Genomic DNA, 20109 nt, shown 5'->3' on the forward strand with positions numbered 1-20109 from the left:
ACCACGGTCGGGGCGTCGTGCTGTCCCTCAGCGGAGTCCGCCACGATGGTCGGCATGACGCCTCGATCCCTGTTCCGCGGCCTCGCGATCGCGGAACTCGTGACCTGGACGATGCTCCTGGTGGGCATGCTGCTGAAGTACGGCCTCGGCGCCGGGGACTGGCCGGTCCGCGTCGGCGGCGGCGTGCACGGCTTCGTGTTCCTCGCCTACCTCGTCGCCACGACCGTCGTCGCCGTCAACCAGCGCTGGTCGTTCGGCGCCACGGCCCTCGGGTGGCTCAGCTCGGTCGTGCCGTACACGACGCTGCCGTTCGAGGTCGCGGTCGCCCGGCGCGGCATGCTCGACGGCGCGTGGCGTCGCGGGCCGTCGGCCGGGGAACGACAGGGGCCGCTCGACCGGCTGCTGTTCCTCGTGGTGCGGCACCCGGTGCTCGCGGCCGTGGTCGGCGTCGTGCTCGTCGCGGCCGTGTTCGGCGTGCTGCTCGTGCTCGGTCCGCCAGTGCCGTCCCGCTGACGGCAGGCCGCCGGCCGGCTCGCGCGCAGGACCGGTCGCGCGCGGGACGGGGTCCGGAAGCGACCGGGTCACGAAAGCGACAGTTGTGCGCGGAAAGATCCCCGCGGACTGTCGCTTCCGCGCCGGGGTCCGCGTCGGGCCGCATCGGGTCAGCGGGCCCGCCGAGCGCGGACGGACGGGAGGCCCGGTGCCAGCCGGCACCGGGCCTCCCGTCCGCGTGGGACCGCGCCTACAGGCTCGCGAGCGCCGCGTTCAGCGTCGCCGACGGGCGCATGACCGCACTCGTCTTGGCGTCGTCGGGCCGGTAGTACCCGCCGATGTCCGCCGGGTGGCCCTGCACCTCGACGAGTTCGTGGACGATCGTGTCCTCCTGCTCGGCGAGGGTCGTGGCGAGGCCCTGGAACGCCGCAGCGAGCTCGGCGTCCTCGGTCTGCGCGGCGAGCTCCTCGGCCCAGTACTTCGCCAGGTAGAAGTGGCTGCCGCGGTTGTCGATCGAGCCGAGCTTGCGGCCGGGCGACTTGTCCTCGTCGAGGAACGTCCCGGTGGCGCGGTCGAGCGTGTCCGCGAGGACCTTCGCCCGGGCGTTGCCGGTCACCCCGGCGAGGTGCTCGAGGCTGACGGCGAGCGCGAGGAACTCCCCGAGGCTGTCCCAGCGCAGGTAGTTCTGCTGCACGAGCTGCTGCACGTGCTTCGGCGCGGACCCGCCGGCACCGGTCTCGAACAGTCCGCCACCGCCGAGGAGCGGGACGACCGAGAGCATCTTGGCCGAGGTGCCGAGCTCCATGATCGGGAACAGGTCGGTCAGGTAGTCGCGGAGCACGTTGCCCGTGACCGAGATCGTGTCCTCGCCGCGGCGGATGCGCTCGAGCGAGAACCGCATCGCGTCCTCGGGCGACAGGACCTCGATCTGCAGGCCGTCGGTGTCGTGCTCCTGCAGGTACGTCCGGACGAGGCCGATCAGCGCGGCGTCGTGCGCACGGGTCTCGTCGAGCCAGAACACCGCGGGCGAGCCGGTGGCGCGGGCACGGGTGACCGCGAGCTTCACCCAGTCACGCACGGCGACGTCCTTGGTCTGGCAGGCGCGCCAGATGTCACCCTGCTCGACGTCGTGCTCGAGGACGGTCTCGCCGGCCGCGTTCGTGACGCGGACCACACCGGCGCCCGGGAGCTCGAAGGTCTTGTCGTGGGAGCCGTACTCCTCCGCCTTGAGCGCCATGAGACCGACGTTCGGCACCGAGCCCATGGTGGCGGGGTCGAACGCGCCGTTCGCGCGGCAGTCCTCGATCACGGCCTGGTAGATGCCGGCGTAGCTCGAGTCCGGGATGACTGCGACGGTGTCGTGCTCCTCGCCGTCCGGGCCCCACATGTGGCCGGAGGTGCGGATCATCGCGGGCATGGAGGCGTCCACGATGACGTCGCTCGGGACGTGCAGGTTCGTGATGCCCTTGTCCGAGTCGACCATGGCGAGGTCGGGGCCGGCGTCGATGCCGTCCTGGAACGCCTGCTTGATCTCGGCGCCGTTCGGCAGGGCGTCGAGCCCGGCGAGGATCGAGCCGAGGCCGTCGTTCGGGGTGAGCCCGGCCGCGGCGAGGTCTGCGCCGTAGCGGGCGAAGACGTCGGGGAAGAACGCGCGGATGACGTGCCCGAAGATGATCGGGTCGGAGACCTTCATCATCGTGGCCTTGAGGTGCACCGAGAACAGGACGTCCTCGTCCGCGGCACGCTGGATCTGCTTCCGCAGGAACGCCTCGAGCGCGGCGACGTGCAGCACGGTGCCGTCGACGACCTCTCCGGCGAGCACCGGGATCGGCTGGCCGAGCGTCTGCTCGGTGCCGTCCTGTGCCACGAACGTGATGGTCAGGGTGTCCTCGGCCGGGGCGACCCAGGTCTTCTCGTTCGACCGGAAGTCGTCGACGCCCATCGTGACGACGTTCGTCTTCGAGTCGGCACGCCACGCACCCATGCGGTGCGGGTGCTTGCGGGCGTAGTTCTTGACCGACAGCGGGGCCCGGCGGTCCGAGTTCCCCTCGCGCAGCACCGGGTTCACGGCACTGCCCTTGACGCGGTCGTACCGGGCGCGGGCGTCGCGCTCGTCGTCCGTGGTCGGCTCGTCCGGGTAGTCCGGCAGGTCGTAGCCCTGCGCCTGGAGCTCCGCGATCGCGACCTTGAGCTGCGGGATCGACGCCGAGATGTTCGGCAGCTTGATGATGTTGGCCTCGGGCGTCCCGGCCAGCTCTCCGAGCTCGGCCAGGGCGTCGTCCAGGCGCTGCTCGTCGGTGAGCCGCTCCGGGAACTGGGCGATGATCCGTCCCGAGAGCGAGATGTCGCGGGTCTCGACCTCGACACCCGCGGTCTTCGCGAAGGACGCGATGACGGGCAGGAAGGAGTGGGTCGCGAGGAACGGGGCCTCGTCGGTGAGCGTGTAGATGATCTTGGCCATGCTGGCGGGTACTCCCTTGTTCGCGCGGTCCGTGCCCCCCACGCTACTCGCGGCGCGAGATGTCTCGACGTCAAGACACCGACGCTGGGGAAACTGTCGGCCAGGCTCCCATCTGTGGACGGCGGCCGTGCCGCCGGAGGCGCCGCGGGCCTCCCGGTCGTCAGACCGTCAGACGGAAGACCCGCAGCCCGGCGGTGCGCAGCCCGGCGGTCCCGAGCCGGGTCCGCAGGTTGCGGAAGGGCCGCCGGAAGCCGGACACCGCCGTGGCCGCTCCGAGCTGGTGCAGGACCTCCGCCGTGAGGGCGCGCTCGAGCTTCGGTACCAGCCGGGTCCGGCCCGACACGGTGATGACGATGCGCACGGCAGTGGGTCGGAGCAACGGGGCGAGCCGTTCGGCGGTCTCCTGCGCGCGGAGGAACGCGGGGTCGTCACCGGAGCGACGGATCGCGATGACCGCCAGCTCGGCGTCCGCCTCGCCGTCGAGGTCCGGCACGTCGTCGACGCCGACCACCCGCATGCGCGCCGCGTCCACCCCGGCGCGGACGGCCGCCGACCGGAGGACGGGGAGGAGGTCCTGGGTACCGGCGAGCACGACCTCCGCCGACCGCAGGTCGATGGGTTCGTGCCGCTCCCGCGGCGATCGGGCCATGAGGGGTCCTCTCCGTCGCTTCCCCCGACCCTACTGACGGACCGGCCGGGAGGCCCGGATCGCCTGTGTCCGCCGGGTCGACTCCCAGCGGGGCCGGCTGCCACCCCACCGCGCCGGGGGCAACCGGCGACGCTGCAGGGTGTCGGAAGAGGGGCTGTACAAGCGGACAGCTTCGTGCAGAATGGGCTGCGGCCATGACTCCCCCTGACGCAGACCACTCCAGCAGCACGCCCGTCGTGCACCTGACCCGCCGTGCTGCCCTCGCCGCCGAACGGGCCGCGCGGGCCCGTCAGACCGAGCAGGTCGGGAACACCGTGCCGGCCGAGCAAGCGGTGTGGGACGAGCAGGCGGCGGGCGCTGCGCAGAGCGGCCGGACCGAGCAGACCGGCCGGACCGAGCCGAGCGGCCGGACCGAGCGGCCGCACGTCGCCGCTCCCGCATCGGAGCGCCACGCCGACACCCGCATCCGCCGGGTTCCGCGTCGGCAGGTCGCACTCGCGCCGCGTCGGACAGCCGCGGTCGCCGCCCCGACCCCCCGGAGCCCCCGTCGCGCCGCCCGGGCGAGCAGCCTCACGGTGACGAGCGCCGTCGCCGCCCTCGTCATGTTCGGCGCCTCCGCCATGCCTGCGCACGCCGGCACCGGTCCCTCCGTCGCGACCTCGACGCTCGCGCCGACCGTGACCACCCAGGACTTCGCCGTCACCCAGGTCGCCCTGGCGAGCACGAGCCGCGACGGTTTCACGGTCGGTGGTGGCGTCGCCGCGGCCGACGCGAAGCCCGGAGCCTCGGTGACGTACGGCGGCGCGGTCCGCTCGCCGTTCCCCGGTCCCGTGCGGATGAGCTCCGGCTTCGGGTACCGCACGGCTCCCTGTGGCGCGTGCTCGTCGCTGCACCAGGGCCTCGACTTCAACCCCGGCATGGGTGCGCCGATCGGGGCGGTGGCCGCCGGGACGGTCCGGGTCTCGGGCGTGTACTTCTCGTACGGCGAGACCGTCATCATCGACCACGTCGTGGACGGTCGGAAGGTCTCGACCCTCTACGGGCACATGATCCCCGGCTCCTCCCCGCTGCAGGTCGGCGACCGCGTCGAGCCCGGCCAGTTCATCGGCAGCGTCGGCTCCTCCGGGGTCTCGACCGGGGCACACCTGCACCTCGAGGTCCTGATGGACGGCACGCTCCCCATCGACCCGGCAGCGTGGATCGCCGCGCACACCGGGCAACCGCTCTAGATCCCGTTCCGTCCCCTGTCCGGCTGCCACGACCGCGGCGGACAGCGAGGACACAGCCGCCCCGCGGCACCGTCTCAGTCTCCCTGTGCATGATCACAGGATGGACGATCACCACAGACCGCCCGCCCACCCGACGTCGCCGCAGGCGTCCCACTCCGCGCAGCCCCGCTGATGGGTGCCGACACCTGGATCGCCTTCGGACTCGTCGTCCTCTTCGTGCTCGTCGGTGGTGTGTTCGCCGCCGCCGAGATCGCCCTCGTCTCGCTCCGCGAATCCCAATTGCAGCAGCTCGAACGCCGCGGGTCCCGGGGTGCACGCGTCGCCGCGCTCGGCCGTGACCCGAACCGCTTCCTGTCCGCGGTCCAGATCGGCGTCACGGTGGCCGGGTTCTTCTCGGCCGCCTACGGTGCCGCGTCGATCGCGCCGGACGTCGCCCCGCTCCTCACCGGGCTCGGGCTCGAGCAGGGCGCTGCCGAGGCCGTCGCCCTCGTCGCGATGACCCTCGTCATCGCCTACCTCTCGCTCGTGTTCGGTGAACTCGTGCCGAAGCGGCTGGCCCTCCAGCGCGCCGAGGGGTTCTCGATGCTCGTCGCACCGACGCTCGACCGGTTCGCCGTGCTCATGCGCCCCGTGATCTGGGTGCTGTCGACGTCGACGAACGCCGTCGTCCGACTCCTCGGCGGCGACCCCGACGCCCGCAGCGAGTCGATGAGCACCGAGGAGCTCCGGGGCCTCGTGACCGACCACGACGCGATCGACGCGCAGGGTCGCCGGATCGCCCGCAGTGCCCTCGACGCCGGGGACCGCATCCTCCGCGAGTCCATGCGGCCCTGGTTCGACGTCGACGTCCTCGACGCGGGCCTGCCGCTCGCCCGGGCGACGGACCAGGCGATCGACCGCGGCCACACGCGGTACCTCGTCACCGGCGGGTCCCGGGACGACGTCGTCGGGTTCGTGCACCTCCGGGACCTCCTGCGACCGACCGACCCCGGCGCGGCCGTCGCGACCGTGGTCCGCCCGGTGCTGGCGATGCCCGAGACGAAGTCGCTGACCGGGGCGATCGCGGACATGCGCGCCGACGGCCACCAGATCGCGCTCGTCGTCGACGAGTACGGCGGCAGCGCCGGCATGGTCACGCTCGAGGCGCTGCTGGAGGACCTGGTGGGGACCATCCGCGACGAGTACGACGACCGCACCCCGACCCGCCACGACGAGGTCGACGGGGCACTCGTCCTCGAGGACCTCGCGGCCGACGGCGGCCCCGCCCTGCCCGACGGGGACTACGAGACCGTCGGCGGCCTGGTGCAGGTCGCCCTCGACCGTGTCCCGCGCGTCGGCGACGTGGTCGAGGTGGCCGGACACCGGCTCGAGGTCACCGCCATGGCCGGTCACCGCGTCTCCCGCGTGCGGATCACCGCCGTCGCCGTCTCGGCGGCCGCCGAGGCCGCGGGGTGACCAGCGCCGGACGGGAGGCTCGACACCGGACCGGAGTCGGGCCTCCCGTCCGGCGGTCACCGCGTCGCGCCGCCGTGGCCGGCACCGGCGGTACCCGCACCGGTCCCGGCTCCGCCCCGTAGCCTGGCGTCATGGGTATCGACGTCCGCAACGAGATCCGCGACTTCCTCTCCAGCCGGCGAGCGCGCCTCACCCCCGACCAGGCCGGTATGCCGTCCTTCGGCGGCGGCACCCGGCGCGTCCCGGGCCTCCGTCGTCACGAGGTCGCGATGCTCGCCGGTGTCAGCGTCGACTACTACACGCGGCTCGAACGCGGCACCCTGAAGGGCGTCTCGGAGGGCGTGCTCGACGGTCTCGCCACCGCGCTCCAGCTCGACGAGGCCGAGCGCGCCCACCTGGCCGACCTCGCCCGACTCGCGAACGCGGGCGTGAAGAGCACCCACCGCGCCGTGCCCACGTCGGTCCGCCCCGCGGTGCAGCGACTCCTCGACGCGATCACCGGGGCACCCGCCTGGATCCGCAACGAGCGGCTCGACATCGTCGCGACGAACACCCTCGGCCGCGCGCTCTACGCGCCCGTCTTCGCCGGGACCGGACGTCCGGTCAACACCGCCCGGTTCGCGTTCCTCGACCCGGCCGCCCGCGACTTCTTCCCGCGCTGGGAACAGACCGCCCGCGACGCCGTCGCCGTGCTGCGGACGACGGCGGCCTCGAACCCCTGCGAGCCGGGCCTGATGACCCTGGTCGGCGAGCTGTCGGTGAAGAGCGAGGAGTTCCGGACGTGGTGGGCCGAGCACGACGTGCACGTGCACCGCTCCGGCCGGAAGCACCTGCACCACCCGATCGTCGGCGACCTCGAGCTGTCGTTCGAGGCGCTCGACCTCGTCGCGGACCCCGGGCTCACGGTGTTCACCTACGGAGCCGACCCCGGGTCGGAGTCCGAGCGCTCCCTCTCCCTGCTCGGCACGTGGGCGGCCACCGAGCTCGCCGAGCAGCGGGCGGCGTCACGGTCGTCCGAGTCGGTCGACTGAGGCTCCGCCTCCGACCGGTCGCGGCGCGGGTCCGCCGCCGTAGGCTGACGGCGTGACGAGGACTGCGGACGGATCGGCCGGGGACGCCGACTACGGCACCATCGGCGACGGGTACACCCGGTACCGCCGGCCGGAACCGTCGTTCGAACGAGCGATCCGGTCGGCACTCGGGCAGGCCCGCACCGTGCTGAACGTCGGAGCGGGTGCCGGGTCGTACGAGCCGCGGGACCGCGAGGTCACCGCCGTCGAGCCATCCGCCACCATGCGGGCGCAGCGTCCGGGCGACCTGCCGGAGGCAGTGGACGCGTCCGCCGAGGACCTGCCCTTCGCCGACGACGCCTTCGACGCGGCGATGGCGACGTTCTCCGTGCACCAGTGGGCGGACCTCGACCGCGGCCTCGCCGAGGTGCGGCGCGTCACCCGGGGCCCGGTCGTCCTGCTCACCTGCGACCCCACGCGCGTCGAGGACCTCTGGCTGGCCGAGTACGCCCCCGAGGTGATGGCGACCGAGGCCCGCCGCTACCCGTCCCTGGACCGCATCACCGCTGCCCTCGGCGGCGACGTCACGACCACGCGCCTGCCGATCCCGTTCACGTGCGTCGACGGGTTCTCGGAGGCGTACTACGGCCGACCGGAACGGCTCCTCGACCCGGGCGCCCGCAAGGCGAACTCGGCGTGGGCGTTCGTCGACGAGATGACGGCGGCGCGCTCGGTCAACGCGCTCCGCACCGCGATCGAGGACGGTTCGTGGGACGCCCGGCACGGCCGTCTCCGGGTGCAGCCGTCCTACGAGGGGTCGCTGGTGCTCGTCGTCGCGCGACCGTAGGGTGGAGGACGTGAGCACCCGTTCCGAGGAGGTCGTCGGCGCCAGCGCCGGCATCAGGGCCTGACGCCCCCGCCGTGTCGTCCGACACGGCGCCGTCATCGACCCCTCTGAACGACCGCACCGCTGACGCACGACACTGCGCCGGTGCCAGAACGACAGGCTCACCATGCTCCCGATCACCCCGGAGGCCGTCCGTGCCTCCTTCGTCAACGCCTCCCGTCGCGAACTCGCCGACATGACCGTCCCCGACCTCGACGCCGTCGTGTGGGACGACCTGACCTTCCTCGGGTGGCGTGACCCGAAGACCGCCCGCCGCGCCTACGTGGTCGTCCCGACGCTCGACGGCGACCTCGTCGGCATCCTGTTCCGGCAGGCCGAGGCCTCGCCCAGGTCCCGGGCCCAGTGCTCGTGGTGCCAGGACGTGAAGCTGCCGAACGACGTCGTCTTCTACGCCGCGAAGCACTCGGGGTCGTCCGGCCGGAAGGGCAACACGGTCGGCACACTGGTCTGCCAGGACTTCCAGTGCTCGCGCAACGTCCGGACGACCCCGCCGCCGGCGTACGAGGGCTACGACGTCGAGGCCGCGCGCCTCCGGCGGATGGAGGACCTGCAGCTGCGCGTCGCGGCCTTCGCAGCCGAGGTCTGACGCGCGTCCAGCGGCACGCAGGACGCACCGTGGGCGGCGCCGTGCAGCGCGATCGCGTTGCACGCTGCCGCCCACGGTGCGTGTTGCGGGAGGGTCAGCGCCCGATGCTCGACATGTCGGGGTAGCGGTCCCCGGTCGGCAGCGGCAGCGCCGACAGGCGCTCGACCTGGTCGGCCGAGAGCGTGACGTCGGCCGCGCCGACGTTCTCCTCGAGCCGGGTGACGCGCTTCGTGCCCGGGATCGGGACGATGTCCTCGCCCTGCGCGAGCAGCCACGCGAGGGCGACCTGGGCGGGGGTGCCGCCGACCTCGTCCGCGATGCCCTTCACCGCGTCGACGATCCGCATGTTCGCCGCGAAGGCCTCCTCCTGGAAGCGCGGGTTCGCCGACCGGAAGTCGTCCTCGCCGAGGTCCGACGGCTTCGTGATCGCGCCGGTGAGGAACCCGCGGCCGAGCGGCGAGTACGGCACGAGGCCGATCCCGAGCTCGCGCAGGGTGTCGAGCACGTCACCCTCGGGGTCGCGCGTCCACAGCGAGTACTCGCTCTGCAGCGCGGTGATCGGGTGCACGGCGTGGGCCTTGCGGATCGTCGCGGCGGAGGCCTCGGACAGCCCGATGTGGCGGATCTTGCCCTCCTGCACGAAGCCGGCGAGCTGCCCGATGACGTCCTCGATCGGGACGGCCGGGTCGACGCGGTGCTGGTAGTACAGGTCGATGTGGTCGGTGCCGAGGCGGCGGAGCGACCCCTCGAGGGCGACCCGGACGGACTCGGGGGCGCTGGAGATCGCCCGGGTCTGGGTCGGCGTCTGCTCGTCGGCCTCGTGGTGGTAGAGCCCGAACTTCGTGGCGATGACGACCTCGTCGCGACGGCCCTTGAGGGCTTCGGCGAGGAGTTCCTCGTTCGTGTACGGGCCGTACGCCTCGGCGGTGTCGAAGAGCGTGACGCCGAGGTCGATGGCGCGCTGGATGGTCCGGATCGACTCGGCGTCGTCGGAGCCGGCGCCGGAGTAGAAGGCGCTCATGCCCATGGTGCCGAGGCCGATCGCGCCGACCTGGAGGTCGGAGAGGAAGCGTGTCTGCATGCGTGGTCCTTTCATCAGGTCCGTTGTCTGCAGGTCCCGGTGTACTCGCCCGGGTCGTCGTGGAGGGAGGCCCTGACCGTGCCCGTCTGCCGGGAATGCACCGCGGAGCGGCAAGCGGAGAGCGGGAAACGGCAAGGTCGAGGCGGGCGACGGCACCGTCGTGGTGGGGAACCTCCAAGCTCCTCGCGCCGGGGCCCCGGTGGTGGTCGGATCGACCCCGTGAACCTGACCTTCCGGCTCCTGCTGCTGACCCTGCGCATCCGGTTGTCCCGGCGGCGGCTGTCGCTGTGGGACGAATCGCGGACGCCGTTCCGTGTGACGCTCACCGACCTGGACCCGCTGCGGCACGTCAACAACGGGAAGTACCTGTCGCTGCTCGACCTCGGCCGACTCGACCTCATGCTGCGCTCCGGCTTCTGGCAGGTGGTCGGCGCGCGCGGCTGGTACCCCGTCGTGGCCGCACAGACGATCACCTACAAACGGTCGCTGACGCTCGGGCAGCGCTTCGAGCTGCGCTCGCGGGTGCTCGGGGTGGACGAGCGGGCGGTGTACATGGAGCAGACGTTCACGCGGCACGGGGACGTCGTGGCCCGGGCGGTCGTGCAGGCCCGGTTCCTCCGCCGGACTGGAGGCACGGTCCGGCCCGACGAGCTGCTCGCCGCCGCCGGTGGCGCACCCCGTGACCTGACCCTGCCGGACTGGGTGTCCGCGTGGGCCGACGCCGTCCGCATCAGTGGCTCGGGATGCGACCGCGTGCGACCATGACCGGCATGGAGATCGAGCCGTTCGTCGTCGCCGACGCCGCCGCCTGGCGCGCCTGGCTGGACGGGCACGAGGACACGTCCGACGGGGTCTGGCTCGTCCTCGCCAAGAAGGGCACGACCAGCCCGACGAGCCTGACGTACGCGCAAGCCCTGGACGAGGCGCTCTGCTCCGGGTGGATCGACGGGTCGAAGCGCGGGCTCGACGCGGCCACGTTCCTGCAGCGGTTCACCCCGCGGCGGAAGGCGTCCCTGTGGTCGAAGCGGAACGTCGGACTCGTCGCCGCGCTGGTGGAGGCCGGACGGATGCGGCCGCGCGGGCAGGCGGAGGTCGACCGCGCGAAGGACGACGGTCGGTGGGACCGCGCGTACGCGGGGGCTGCGACCGCCGAGGTGCCCGAGGACCTGCGGGCAGCGCTCGACGCCGCACCGACGGCCGCCGCTCTGTTCGCGGAGCTCGACGCGACGAACCGGTACGCCGTCGTGCACCGAGTGGTGACCGCCCCGAGTGAGACCGCGCGGGCGAACCGCATCGCGAAGCTCGTCGGTGGCCTCACGCGTGGGGAGACGCCGTACCCCCGTCCCGGTGCGCAGCCTCCACGGGTCATCGACCCGGAGGCGTAGACCGGGATGCATGACCACTGGCACTGACACCACGAACCGTCCGGCCGCGTCCTCCGGCACCTTCCGCATCGGCGGGGACCTCGAGGTCAACCGCCTCGGCTACGGCACCATGCAGCTCACCGGCCCCGGCGTCTGGGGACCGCCGAAGGACCACGACGAGGCGATCCGCGTCCTGAAGCGCGCCGTCGAGCTGGGCGTGAACTTCTTCGACACGGCCGACTCGTACGGCCCCTACGTCGCCGAGGAGCTCCTCAAGGAGGCCCTCCACCCCTACGGCGACGACGTCGTCATCGCCACGAAGGCCGGCCTGACCCGCACCGGCCCGAACGAGTGGCCGCCGGTCGGCCGCCCGGAGTACCTGCGCCAGGAGGCCGAGATGAGCCTCCGCCGCCTCGGCCTCGAGCGCATCGACCTGTTCCAGCTGCACCGCATCGACCCGAAGGTCCCGCTCGAGGACCAGATCGGCGAGCTGAAGAAGCTGCAGGACGAGGGCAAGATCCGCCACATCGGGCTGTCCGAGGTCTCGGTCGACGACGTGAAGGCCGCGCAGCAGATCGCCACGATCGTCTCCGTGCAGAACCTCTACAACCTCACCGACCGTTCGGCCGAGGAGCTCCTCGACTGGTCGGAGGAGCAGGGCATCGGCTTCATCCCGTGGTTCCCGCTCGCGACCGGCGGCCTGACCGGTGCGGACTCGCCGCTCACCGAACTCGCGAAGCAGAAGGACGCCACCCCGGCGCAGGTCGCGCTCGCGTGGCTGCTCAAGCGTTCGCCCGTCATGCTGCCGATCCCCGGCACGTCGAGCGTCGACCACCTCGAGGACAACCTCCAGGGCGCGACGATCGAGCTCAGCGACGAGGAGTTCCAGGAGCTGTCGAAGCTGCACAGCTGAGCTGTCCCGCTCCGACCGGGAGGCCCGTGGCGGGATCGCCACGGGCCTCCCGTCCGTCTGCAGGATGACTTCCGCCCGACCCGCTTGTCCCGGCATACCGGGTATGTGCATACTCGGTATGCCCGGGGAGAAGCGCTCCGCCGGGGCGGAGGGGGAACGATGAGTGTCCGCATGGGCGTACTCGCACTGCTGGTGGCCGAGCCGGGCTACGGCTACCAGCTCCGGGGGGAGTTCGAGCACCGGACCGGGGGCAGCTGGCCGCTGAACATCGGCCAGGTCTACACGACGCTCGATCGGTTGGAGCGCGACGGCCTCGTGGCCCGCGGGGACGCCGACGACGACGGACACGTCGTCTACACGGCGACCGACGCGGGCCGCGAGGCGGTCGACCGGTGGTTCAGCGAGCCGGTCCCGGCCAAGCGCGGACGGGACGAACTCGCGATCAAGTTCGCGATCGCGGTCACGGTCCCCGGCGTCGACGTGCAACGCCTCGTGCAGGTGCAGCGCACGGCAGCGGTCCGGGCACTGCAGGACCTGACGCGCCTCAAGCGCACCACGGACCCGGCGACCGACCTGGCATGGTCGCTCGTCCTCGAGTCGATGGTGTTCCAGGCCGAGTCCGAGGTCCGCTGGCTCGACCACGTGGAGTCGAGCGTCGCGCGGTACCAGCCGACGTCGCGCGGGACCCTCGGCCAGCCCGACGACGAGGACGCGTACGGCAGCGAGCCCACCGGCCGTCGCTCCGGCGAGGCCGTCCGATGACCTCGACCCCGCTCCTCGAACTCGACGCCGTGGCCGTGCAGTACGGCAGCGGTGCGCAGGCCGTGACCGCTCTGGCCGGTGTCGACCTGACGATCCGTCCGGGCGAGATGGTCGCCGTGATGGGGACCTCCGGATCGGGCAAGTCGACCCTGTTGTCCGTGTCCGGGACGCTCATGCCGCCGACGAGCGGTGAGGTCCGCATCGACGGCGAATGGGTGTCCGACCGTCCGGCCCGGGAGCTCGCGGCCCTGCGTCGGCGGGTGCTCGGCTTCGTCTTCCAGGACTTCAACCTCATCCCCTCGCTGACCGCGGTCGAGAACGTGGCGCTCCCACTCGAGCTCGACGGCTGGCGCACCGGGCGTGCCCGGAAGGCCGCACAGCTCGCACTGGAGAGCGTCGAGCTCGGGCACCGCCTCGACGCCTGGCCGGACGACCTCTCCGGCGGCCAGCGGCAGCGGGTCGCGATCGCCCGCGGGGTCGTCGGCGACCGGAAGCTCGTCCTCGCCGACGAGCCGACCGGTGCCCTCGACTCGCAGACCGGCGAGGTCGTGTTGCGCATGCTCCGCCGACACGTCGACTCCGGTGCCGGCGCGCTGCTCGTCACGCACGACGCCCGGCACGCAGCCTGGGCGGACCGGATCGTGTTCCTCCGCGACGGCCGCATCGTCGACGAGACCGCCTACGCCGGCGTGGAGCTGGCCCTGTCGGACGCGCAGGACCGGTCGTGAGCGAGCGGCCCCGTCGGGACACGCACCGTCCGACGATCCGCAGCCGCTCCCCGTTCGCCCTCCGGCCCGCGCTCCTGCTGGCCCGGCGTCTGGCGTTCGCCCGGACCGGTCGCGCGGTGCTCGTCGCGTCGCTCATCGGGCTGCCGATCGCCGGACTCGCGGCGGGCAGCGTGCTCATCGCGTCGACGACACAGAGCACCGAGGACGAGTTGACCGTCGAGCTCGGGCGGTCCGCCGCGCTCCTCGAGTCGAACGGCCCGGACCTGGTCGGGATGCGGCAGGACCCGGTCGACCGCTACGCCGCCGTGACGCGGCCCGGCACGCCGCTCCAGCGTTGGCAGGACGACCCCACCAGCACCGACGCCGACACCCCGGCCCCGCCGACCGCGGACCTGCTCACCTCTGTCCCGGACGGAGCCGCGTCCATCCCGGTGCGGGAGGGCTCCGCGGTCGTCGCCGGGCCGGAGGTCCCCGTGACGGTCACCGCGGTCGAGGGCGAGACCTGGGCCGGCGCCCTCCACGGGCACTGGGACCGGATCGACGGCGCCGTCCCGCGCGCCGCAGGCCAGGTGCTCGTGACACCCGCCACGCTCGACCGCCTGCACGTCGCCGTCGGCGAGACACTCGAGCTCGAGGACCCGGTGCAGCGGCAGGTCACGATCGTCGGCACACTCCGCGACCTCGGTCGACCGTCGTCCACCCTCGCCGTGTTCGGCCCGTGGGGGTCCCTCGGGCTCGGCGACGACGACGCCACCCAGGTGTTCCTCCCCGACCACAGCGTGACCTGGCCCGAGGTCCAGCGGTACAACGACCACGGCATCGTGGTCGAGTCCCGGGCCGTCGTGCTCGACCCGCCCTTCGCCAGCAGGAGCTCCGGCGGGTACGACCCGATCGTCAGTTACGGGTACGTCGGCCTCGCCGGGGCGTTCGCCCTGTTCGAGGTCGGGTTGCTCGCGGCTGCGGCGTTCCTGGTGAGCTCCCGTGCGGACACCCGCTCGCACGCGGTGCTGGCGAGCGTCGGCGGCGACCGGCGCTTCCTCTTCACGGTCGTGTCGTCCTCCGGCCTCGTGCTCGGTGCCGTCGGAGCGGTGTGCGGCACCGTGCTCGGCATCGGCGGCGGTGTCGCGGCCTTCCACCTGCTCGACTCGGGGGACCGCGCTCGCTACCCCGGGGTGCACCTGCCATGGCTCGTGCTGCTCGCCGTCGTGGCGCTCGGGGTCCTGGCCGGGTGGGCGGCCTCGCTCGTCGCCGCCAGGAGCGCGAGCCGCGTCGACGTGGACAGTGCCCTCCGTGGCGCCACCCGCCCCGCGCCCGCGTCCCGGCGTCGGTGGGCCGCAGCCGCGGGACCCGTGCTCGCCGGGGTCGGCGTGCTGATGACGATGGCCTGCGGCGTGGGCGTGCTGATGCTCAACGACCGTCCGGTGCAGGACGACCACCTCGCGCTCGTGGTCGGCGTCGGCGTGGCGGTCGGCCCCTGCCTGGCGCAGCTCGGCATCGTCCTCGCCGCGCGTCGGCTGCTCGCCGGGGTCGCCCGGATCGGGGAGCGGCTCGGTCTGCCCGCCCGGATCGCCGTCCGCGACGCCGTCCGCAACCCGGTCCGGACGGTCCCCGTGCTCGCGAGCGTGATGAGCGTCGTGTTCGTCTCGACCGTCGTGCTGACCTTCGCGGCCGCGGGACAGGCGCAGACCGACGCGCAGTACGAGTTCTCCACCGCGGAGGGCGTGGGCACCGCGTCCATCACCGGGGACGGGATCGACGCGGCGCTCCGCGACCGGGCACTCCGGGTCGTGCGCCAGGTCCTGCCCGACGCCGACGTCCGACTCCTCGGCGCGGGCGTCGAGACCGGGTCCGACGACGCCCCGGTCACCCTGCCCGTCGACGTGCACCAGCGGGACTGTGCCGACAGCAGCACCGGAGCGTGCTCCGACTGGTTGAGCGCACCGGACGCCTCGCGCCCGCACGTCCTGACCGGAGACGTCGACGACCTCGCCGAGCTCCTCGGCCACCGGCCGTCCCGGGTCGCACGCGCCTCACTCGAACGCGGTGACGCCGTCTCCATGCGGCCCGAGTACGTGCGCGACGGCGTGGTCCGGCTCGACACCCGACCCTTCTCGCAGTTCACCGCGTACGGCGAGCAGCCGACCTCGCGGGCGACGAGCTCGACGACCCTGCCGGCCGTGGTCGAGCACACCGACCAACCCCTCCACCTCGGACTGTTCCTCACGCCGCAGGGCGCCCAGCGGCACGGGCTCGAGACCGAGCGCTCCTTCCTGGTCGGGTCCTTCCCGGGTGGCATCACCGACGAGCAGACGGACACCCTCGCGGCGACCTGGCAGACCGCGGCGGGTGCCGACGCCGACCTCTGGTACCCGTGGTTCTCGGTGGAGAACGGCCCCGAGGACCCGTTCCGACCGATCGCGGTCGTCGTCACACTCCTGGCCGGGATCGTCACGCTCGGTGCCACGACCGTGGCGATCGGGCTGGCGCGGGCCGACGGGCGTCGTGACGACGAGGTGCTCGACGCGGTCGGCGCCTCGCCCGGTGTCCGCCGCCTGGTCTCGACGTGGCAGGCCGCGCTGCTCACGCTGGTCGGCTCGCTGGTCGGGGTCGCGCTCGGGACCCTGCCGCTCCGCGCCCTGACGCTCCGGTTCACACCGACACCGGACGGCGTCGTCCACATGCCGTTCGCCCCGGACCCGGTGTCGCTCGCGGTGCTCGGACTCGGGCTGCCGGTCCTCGTGACCGCGGGGGTCTGGGCGGTCGCCGGTCGGCGACGGCGTGTGGCGGTCCGACGGACCGCCTGACGGACGGGAGGCCCGCTGCCAGCTGGCTGCGAGCCTCCCGTCCGGCGGTCACGTCGCCGGCAGCGGACTCGACGCGCTAGTCGGCGAGCCGGGCGAGCAGGGGCAGGAAGAGCCCGGCCAGCCATGACAGCACCAGCACCGACGCGCCGACCGCGAGGATCCGTCGGCGTCGGCGCTGCCGAGGGGTCTCGTCGACGCCCCACACGCCGGCCCGGACGAGGACACGGTTCGCCTCGCCGACCAGGCGGCGGACCTCCGGGTCCTCCATGTCGAGACGGCCGGCCTCGGCGTGGTCGGCGATCGCGGTGGCCTCGTCCACCGTCAGCGCGGTGTCACCGGTCGGCCGGTCCCTGCGTCGCATGCGCACCACGGTAGCCCGCCGGTGGGGTCGTCGACACCCCGGAACGGCAACCGCGCTCGGCACTCGCGCGGTGCCGGGTCCGCTGCGCGATGTCGGGCGCCGCGACCGTCTACTCGGGGAGCGGCTCCGCGTACGTGCGGAAGTCGCCGCGCTCGGTGTGGATCGACCAGAGCCGCTCGGCGATCGCGGCGCCCGAGTGGTCCTGTTGCCCGTCGTCGATGCCGAACGGGATGATGAGCTGGCCGACGTGGACCTGCTCGTCCCGCACGGCGTCGTGGAGCAGCTGCGCGTAGGCGCTCTCGCCGGCGAAGGCGACCGACGTGCCGGTGACGCGCGCGCCCGGACGGACCGCGCTGCCGCCGTTGACGAACAGGATCGTGCCGGAGCCGATCGCGCGCATGCCGGGCAGGACCTGGCGGACGGCGTTCACCGAGCCGTAGACGGAGAACTCGATCGGGCCGACGAGGTCCTCGGCGGTCGTCTCGAGCACCGGCCGCATGTACTCCTTCGCGGGCAGCGGGCTGTACTGCAGGACCTCGATCGGGCCGAGCTGCTCGGTGGCCTGCTCGAGCGCGCGGCGGAGGGAGTCCCCGTCGCGGACGTTCGCGGCGAACCCGGCGGCCTGGTGCCCCTGCTCCCGGAGCGAGGCGGCGAGCTCGTCGAGGCGGGCCTGGTTGCGGGAGATCAGGGCGACGGCGAAGCCCTCACGGGCGAAACGCTCGGCGACGGCGAGCCCGAGGCCCTTGCCGGCGCCGACGATGGCGATGGTGGTCATGTGGTCCTCCAGGGACTGGTGGTGGTCGTTCCACTGAACCAGGCGGCCTCCTGCGGCAGTCAGGTCCGGTCCGGCAGGCACGCGTCGGCCGACACCAGGGCGTCGATGCGCGCCGGTCGCCGCCGGCCGGACAGGTAGTCGTCGAGCGTCTCCCGCCGAGCCCGGAGCCGCGCTTCCTGCCGGAGCAGGTCGTCCCGGACCTGCTCGACCCGGGCGAGGAGGTCCGCCGGCGGCGGTCCCCCGGCGTCTCCGGCCACACAGGGCACCACGTCACGGAGGAGTCCCGACGAGAGCCCGGCCGCGAAGAGGTCCTGGATGAGCGCGACCATCTCGACCGCGTCCGGGTCGTAGTCCCGGTACCCGTTCGGACGCCGTCTGCTCGTGATGAGCCCCTCGTGCTCGTAGTACCGCAGCGCCCGCGTGCTCACACCCGTCGCCGCGCTCAACTCGCCGATCAGCACGATCCCGCCGCCCTCCGCTTGACCTTGACGCTGACGTCAATGTCTACGGTACCCGCATGACCACAGCAGCACAGATGCGCGACCGCACCGCCCTCGTCACCGGGGGCTCCACCGGGATCGGGGCCGCCGTCGCCGACGCCCTCGCGCGAGCGGGAGCGCACCTCGTCCTCGTCGCCCGGGACGCCACCCGGCTCGAGCAGACCGCCGACGGCATCCGCGACCGGCACGGTGTCCCCGTCACGACCATCGCACTCGACCTGGCCGAGGACGGAGCCGTCGCCCGCCTGCTCGACCGCCTGGCAGGCGACGGGACCGAGATCGAACTGCTGGTCGGCAGTGCCGGCGTGGCTTCGCGGGGCCTCGTCGTCGACAGCGACCCGGTCGCCCTGCGCCGCCTCGTCGACCTCAACGTCGGAGCACTCACCGAACTCACGACGGCGGTGGTCACGCGGATGGTCGAGCGGGGGCACGGTTCCGTCGTCTCGATCGCGAGCACCGGCGGGTTCGCCCCGGCACCGGTCCTGGCGGCCTACGCGGCCTCGAAGGCGTACGTCCTGTCGTTCACGCAGGCGCTCTGGGCCGAGACACGGCGAAGCGGCGTGCGGGTCGTCGCCGTCAGTCCCGGCCCGACGCGGACCCCGATGAACGCGGCCACCGGCCGGTGGGGACGCCGACCCGAGCAGGTCGCCGCGACCGTCCTCGCGGCGCTCGACGGCTCCGGCCCGTCCGTCGTCGACGGGCGGGCGAACACGCTCGCCGCGACCGTGCTGCGGCTGCTGCCGACCCGTGCCGTCACCGCGCTCGCCATGCGGGTGCTGGCGCGGTAGCGGCTGCCGGCCACGGCCACGGCCACGGCGACGGCGACGCTCCACCCAGCGGTTGTGCACCTGCGCGGGGTGCAATCGACGGACACGCACCGGGAGGCACACCATGGGCAGGACACGTCGTACCGTCTCGGCCGCGAGCGTCGCGCTCGTCGCCCTGACCCTCACCGCCTGCACGGGTACATCCGAGGCCGGCCCGGACCGCGTGCCCCGGGCCTCCGCACCGGCCGACCTGGCTGCCGGGCAGCTGGCGCCGGACGGCGAGACGACCGACGTCGTCACCGGACTGGAGGCCCCCTGGTCCGTCGTGCGCACCGGTGACGGTCCCGACGCGCTCATCAGCCTCCGGGACTCCGCGGAGGTGCTGGAGCTGACGGCCGACGGCGAACGCCGCACGGTCGGGACGGTCCCCGGTGTCCGACACGGGGGCGAGGGCGGCCTGCTCGGACTCGCCCTGCACGAGGACGACCTGTTCGTGTACTCGACCGGCGAGGACGGCAACCGCATCGAGCGCTACGACCTGGAGGGACGAGCCGGGTCGACCGTGCTCGGGGACGCCACGACGCTCATCGACGACCTGCCCGCGAACACGTTCCACGACGGCGGGCGGATCGCGTTCGGCCCGGACGGCATGCTCTACGCCAGTGTCGGCGACGCCGGCGCGAGCGAGGACGCGCAGGACCGGGACTCGCTCGCGGGCAAGATCCTCCGCCTCACCCCGGACGGCGACGTGCCCGACGACAACCCGTTCCCCGGCTCCCCCGTGTGGAGCCTCGGGCACCGGAACGTGCAGGGCCTCGGGTGGAGCGCGGACGGGACGATGTTCGCGTCCGAGTTCGGGCAGGACGCCCGCGACGAGCTCAACGTCATCGAGCCGGGGAGCAACTACGGCTGGCCGGAGGTCGAGGGCACCGGGGGCGAGGACCAGGGGTTCGTCGACCCGGTCCAGCAGTGGTCGACCGACGACGCCAGTCCGAGCGGCCTCGCCGTCGTCGGGGACACCGTGTTCATCGCGAACCTGCAGGGCCGGGTGCTCCGCGGCGTCCCGGTCGACGACCCCGGCACCGCGCACGAGTACTTCGCCGGGGAGTACGGCCGGATCCGCACGGTGCTCGCCGGCCCGGACGACACGCTCTGGTTGGTGACGAACAACACGGACGGCCGCGGCGACCCGGGTGAGGGCGACGACCGGATCGTGCAGGTCCCGCTGACCACGGGCTGACCGACTGACCGGCCGGACGACCGAC

General features: G+C 73.2%; 20 protein-coding genes. 14 read left to right on the top strand and 6 right to left on the bottom strand.

Annotation, left to right across the window (positions count from 1 at the left end; all coding sequences use genetic code 11):
* Positions 1-54 precede the first annotated feature (54 nt).
* The gene (locus tag DEJ16_RS05530) at positions 55-513 is read left to right on the top strand and encodes a DUF3817 domain-containing protein (protein ID WP_110824363.1); all 459 of its coding nucleotides are present in this window, start codon (positions 55-57) and stop codon (positions 511-513) included.
* Between the two features lie 229 nt (positions 514-742).
* Here the strand turns inward: DEJ16_RS05530 and DEJ16_RS05535 are convergent, their stop codons facing one another.
* Positions 743-2953 carry an NADP-dependent isocitrate dehydrogenase gene (locus DEJ16_RS05535; RefSeq protein ID WP_110824364.1) on the bottom strand — a complete coding sequence of 737 codons (2211 nt, stop codon included), beginning with the start codon at positions 2951-2953 and terminating at the stop codon, positions 743-745.
* Between the two features lie 160 nt (positions 2954-3113).
* Entirely contained in the window at positions 3114-3602 is a 489-nt protein-coding gene (locus DEJ16_RS05540; protein ID WP_110824365.1) for a hypothetical protein, read from the bottom strand.
* Positions 3603-3796: 194 nt separating this feature from the next.
* Here DEJ16_RS05540 and DEJ16_RS05545 point away from each other — a divergent pair, with 194 nt between their 5' ends.
* From DEJ16_RS05545 to DEJ16_RS05565, 5 genes are all read left to right on the top strand, one after another.
* Positions 3797-4831 carry a M23 family metallopeptidase gene (locus DEJ16_RS05545; protein WP_110824366.1) on the top strand — a complete coding sequence of 345 codons (1035 nt, stop codon included), beginning with the start codon at positions 3797-3799 and terminating at the stop codon, positions 4829-4831.
* A 171-nt stretch (positions 4832-5002) separates the two neighbouring features.
* Positions 5003-6286 (top strand): hemolysin family protein, encoded by a 1284-nt coding sequence (locus DEJ16_RS05550; protein WP_110824367.1) that lies wholly within the window; start codon positions 5003-5005, stop codon positions 6284-6286.
* 131 nt (positions 6287-6417) lie between these two features.
* Complete coding sequence (locus DEJ16_RS05555; protein WP_110824368.1) at positions 6418-7317, top strand: helix-turn-helix transcriptional regulator; 900 nt, start codon at positions 6418-6420, stop codon at positions 7315-7317.
* Positions 7318-7369: 52 nt separating this feature from the next.
* The gene (locus tag DEJ16_RS05560; RefSeq protein WP_110824369.1) at positions 7370-8143 is read left to right on the top strand and encodes a class I SAM-dependent methyltransferase; all 774 of its coding nucleotides are present in this window, start codon (positions 7370-7372) and stop codon (positions 8141-8143) included.
* Positions 8144-8309: 166 nt separating this feature from the next.
* On the top strand, positions 8310-8789 hold the full coding sequence (locus DEJ16_RS05565) for an FBP domain-containing protein (RefSeq protein ID WP_110824370.1): 480 nt from the start codon (positions 8310-8312) through the stop codon (positions 8787-8789).
* 94 nt (positions 8790-8883) lie between these two features.
* Here DEJ16_RS05565 and DEJ16_RS05570 read toward each other — a convergent pair whose 3' ends face one another.
* A complete protein-coding gene (locus tag DEJ16_RS05570) occupies positions 8884-9870 on the bottom strand; it encodes an aldo/keto reductase (RefSeq protein ID WP_110824371.1) in 987 nt (328 codons plus the stop codon).
* A 219-nt stretch (positions 9871-10089) separates the two neighbouring features.
* Here DEJ16_RS05570 and DEJ16_RS05575 point away from each other — a divergent pair, with 219 nt between their 5' ends.
* From DEJ16_RS05575 to DEJ16_RS05600, 6 genes are all read left to right on the top strand, one after another.
* Entirely contained in the window at positions 10090-10635 is a 546-nt protein-coding gene (locus DEJ16_RS05575; protein ID WP_110824372.1) for a thioesterase family protein, read from the top strand.
* 5 nt (positions 10636-10640) lie between these two features.
* A complete protein-coding gene (locus tag DEJ16_RS05580; RefSeq protein ID WP_220032659.1) occupies positions 10641-11255 on the top strand; it encodes a YdeI family protein in 615 nt (204 codons plus the stop codon).
* A 10-nt stretch (positions 11256-11265) separates the two neighbouring features.
* Positions 11266-12147 (top strand): aldo/keto reductase, encoded by an 882-nt coding sequence (locus tag DEJ16_RS05585; RefSeq protein ID WP_110824373.1) that lies wholly within the window; start codon positions 11266-11268, stop codon positions 12145-12147.
* Positions 12148-12318: 171 nt separating this feature from the next.
* Positions 12319-12909, top strand: coding sequence for a PadR family transcriptional regulator (locus tag DEJ16_RS05590; RefSeq protein ID WP_110824374.1), 591 nt, complete (start codon positions 12319-12321; stop codon positions 12907-12909).
* Positions 12906-13637: an ABC transporter ATP-binding protein gene (locus tag DEJ16_RS05595; protein WP_110824375.1), complete on the top strand. Its 732-nt coding sequence runs from the start codon at positions 12906-12908 to the stop codon at positions 13635-13637. The genes DEJ16_RS05590 and DEJ16_RS05595 overlap by 4 nt, the downstream gene beginning before the upstream one ends.
* Positions 13634-16441: an ABC transporter permease gene (locus DEJ16_RS05600; RefSeq protein ID WP_110824376.1), complete on the top strand. Its 2808-nt coding sequence runs from the start codon at positions 13634-13636 to the stop codon at positions 16439-16441. The genes DEJ16_RS05595 and DEJ16_RS05600 overlap by 4 nt, the downstream gene beginning before the upstream one ends.
* A gap of 76 nt (positions 16442-16517) precedes the next feature.
* On the opposite strand, the gene DEJ16_RS05605 is transcribed toward DEJ16_RS05600, so the two are convergent.
* From DEJ16_RS05605 to DEJ16_RS05615, 3 genes are all read right to left on the bottom strand, one after another.
* Positions 16518-16802, bottom strand: coding sequence for a hypothetical protein (locus tag DEJ16_RS05605; RefSeq protein ID WP_110899783.1), 285 nt, complete (start codon positions 16800-16802; stop codon positions 16518-16520).
* A gap of 109 nt (positions 16803-16911) precedes the next feature.
* Positions 16912-17577 (bottom strand): SDR family oxidoreductase, encoded by a 666-nt coding sequence (locus DEJ16_RS05610; protein WP_110824378.1) that lies wholly within the window; start codon positions 17575-17577, stop codon positions 16912-16914.
* Between the two features lie 59 nt (positions 17578-17636).
* Positions 17637-18038 (bottom strand): MerR family transcriptional regulator, encoded by a 402-nt coding sequence (locus DEJ16_RS05615; protein ID WP_110824379.1) that lies wholly within the window; start codon positions 18036-18038, stop codon positions 17637-17639.
* 56 nt (positions 18039-18094) lie between these two features.
* Here DEJ16_RS05615 and DEJ16_RS05620 point away from each other — a divergent pair, with 56 nt between their 5' ends.
* Entirely contained in the window at positions 18095-18865 is a 771-nt protein-coding gene (locus DEJ16_RS05620) for an SDR family oxidoreductase (RefSeq protein ID WP_110824380.1), read from the top strand.
* Between the two features lie 103 nt (positions 18866-18968).
* Entirely contained in the window at positions 18969-20084 is a 1116-nt protein-coding gene (locus DEJ16_RS05625) for a sorbosone dehydrogenase family protein (protein WP_110824381.1), read from the top strand.
* Positions 20085-20109 lie beyond the last annotated feature (25 nt).

Source organism: Curtobacterium sp. MCJR17_055 (assembly GCF_003224335.1).
Lineage (GTDB): Bacteria > Actinomycetota > Actinomycetes > Actinomycetales > Microbacteriaceae > Curtobacterium.

Bases quoted from the DNA above. Each gene is read 5' to 3' on its own strand.
- DEJ16_RS05530 (WP_110824363.1), top strand. From the start codon at position 55: ATGACGCCTCGATCCCTGTTCCGCGGCCTCGCGATCGCGGAACTCGTG.
- DEJ16_RS05535 (WP_110824364.1), bottom strand. From the start codon at position 2,953: ATGGCCAAGATCATCTACACGCTCACCGACGAGGCCCCGTTCCTCGCG.
- DEJ16_RS05540 (WP_110824365.1), bottom strand. From the start codon at position 3,602: ATGGCCCGATCGCCGCGGGAGCGGCACGAACCCATCGACCTGCGGTCG.
- DEJ16_RS05545 (WP_110824366.1), top strand. From the start codon at position 3,797: ATGACTCCCCCTGACGCAGACCACTCCAGCAGCACGCCCGTCGTGCAC.
- DEJ16_RS05550 (WP_110824367.1), top strand. From the start codon at position 5,003: ATGGGTGCCGACACCTGGATCGCCTTCGGACTCGTCGTCCTCTTCGTG.
- DEJ16_RS05555 (WP_110824368.1), top strand. From the start codon at position 6,418: ATGGGTATCGACGTCCGCAACGAGATCCGCGACTTCCTCTCCAGCCGG.
- DEJ16_RS05565 (WP_110824370.1), top strand. From the start codon at position 8,310: ATGCTCCCGATCACCCCGGAGGCCGTCCGTGCCTCCTTCGTCAACGCC.
- DEJ16_RS05570 (WP_110824371.1), bottom strand. From the start codon at position 9,870: ATGCAGACACGCTTCCTCTCCGACCTCCAGGTCGGCGCGATCGGCCTC.
- DEJ16_RS05580 (WP_220032659.1), top strand. From the start codon at position 10,641: ATGGAGATCGAGCCGTTCGTCGTCGCCGACGCCGCCGCCTGGCGCGCC.
- DEJ16_RS05585 (WP_110824373.1), top strand. From the start codon at position 11,266: ATGACCACTGGCACTGACACCACGAACCGTCCGGCCGCGTCCTCCGGC.
- DEJ16_RS05590 (WP_110824374.1), top strand. From the start codon at position 12,319: ATGGGCGTACTCGCACTGCTGGTGGCCGAGCCGGGCTACGGCTACCAG.
- DEJ16_RS05595 (WP_110824375.1), top strand. From the start codon at position 12,906: ATGACCTCGACCCCGCTCCTCGAACTCGACGCCGTGGCCGTGCAGTAC.
- DEJ16_RS05605 (WP_110899783.1), bottom strand. From the start codon at position 16,802: ATGCGACGCAGGGACCGGCCGACCGGTGACACCGCGCTGACGGTGGAC.
- DEJ16_RS05610 (WP_110824378.1), bottom strand. From the start codon at position 17,577: ATGACCACCATCGCCATCGTCGGCGCCGGCAAGGGCCTCGGGCTCGCC.
- DEJ16_RS05620 (WP_110824380.1), top strand. From the start codon at position 18,095: ATGACCACAGCAGCACAGATGCGCGACCGCACCGCCCTCGTCACCGGG.
- DEJ16_RS05625 (WP_110824381.1), top strand. From the start codon at position 18,969: ATGGGCAGGACACGTCGTACCGTCTCGGCCGCGAGCGTCGCGCTCGTC.